The sequence below is a fragment of the Streptomyces sp. NPDC031274 genome (assembly GCF_055570235.1).
Window position 1 is genome coordinate 1 of record NZ_JBVIHP010000335.1, and the last position, 1,206, is coordinate 1,206.

The 1,206-nt window shown below is 69.7% G+C and carries 2 pseudogenes; both read right to left on the reverse strand.

Annotated features, from left to right (window positions below):
• A pseudogene (locus ACZ5CR_RS46145) lies at positions 1–251 on the reverse strand (serine protease); the annotation flags it as partial.
• 130 nt (positions 252–381) lie between these two features.
• A pseudogene (locus ACZ5CR_RS46150) lies at positions 382–1,206 on the reverse strand (serine/threonine-protein kinase); the annotation flags it as partial.

Genomic DNA, 1,206 nt, shown 5'->3' on the forward strand with positions numbered 1-1,206 from the left:
GGGTCGCCGGGCTGCGAGTCCGGTACGCGCACGACGGAGCCGGAACAGTTGCTCAGCGCCACCGTGCCCGCGAAGTCAACTGCCTTGGTCTTCACGGACTTTGCGGGCTTTGCGGGCTTCTGCTTCGCCTGCTGTGTCTGCTGCGTCTGATCCACGGGCGCCTGCGAGCCCGTGCTGACCGCCGTCGCGGGAGCCGCCGTAGCGCCGATCAGCGCTGCGGCGAAGATCGCGCCGACGAGAGGCTTGTTCATGTGGGGGGTCCCCTCTGGTGACTATGTGACCGAAGTTGCTTCGGTTTTGTCATGCGCATTGTTGAGGTACTCGGCCGCGAGGACAAGACCACAAACGGACACACCTGACCGCTGACAGAACACTTGCCGGTCAGCAGCGCGTCGAAGCGCCCATCTGACCGACGAAGTTGTCGTTCGACATCCAGCCCGACGTGCTCGTGCCCGCCACCTGGACGTAAGTCCAGTCGTCACCCTGGGCGTTGACGACCGAGCAGTGGAACAAGAGCTTCGAGTCGGTCTGGATCGGGGTGATCTCGGAGCAGGTCTGGTAGGGGCCGGTCACCATGCTGTATCTGCCGGCCAGGTAGGCGTACGTTCCCGGATTCGGGTTCCGGTGGCTCCAGCCGCTGCAACTCTTCGACACCGAACTGGGCTTGGAGGTGGGAGACGCGGGCGGTCGCGGGGCCGTGCCACCGCCACCGCCACCGTCAACTCCGCCGTCCGGTGTCGCCGACGCCCCCGCCCCGCGGTCCTTGTACTTGTCACCCCCGGAATCGCCCGGCCGCTTCGACGGGGTCTTGGACGGCTTCCCCTGGGCGTCCGCCGAGGACGAAGGGCGCGGGGACCGCTTTCCGCCGCCCATGCTGCCCCTGCTCGGCCGAGCGCTGTCCTTCGGAGCGCCGGGACGGCTCGGCGCCGCCTGCGCCTCGTCGCTCTTCGCGCCTTCGTCCTTGCCCACCAGGACGTAGGTGATGCCGCCGCCGGCCAGCACGACGCCGGCCGCCACCGCGGCGATGACCGTACGGCTCCGGTTCCGGCGCTGTGCACGTCCTGCGGCGCGCCCCGCTACGCGCCCGCCGGGCGGCGGAAGCGTGCTCGCCATACCGCCGGACATCTGAAGTCCGCCCTGCACAGGCTGCGGGAACGGTGCGACAGGCGCCCCGAACCCGGCTCCGGGCGGGGGCGGCTGGACGGC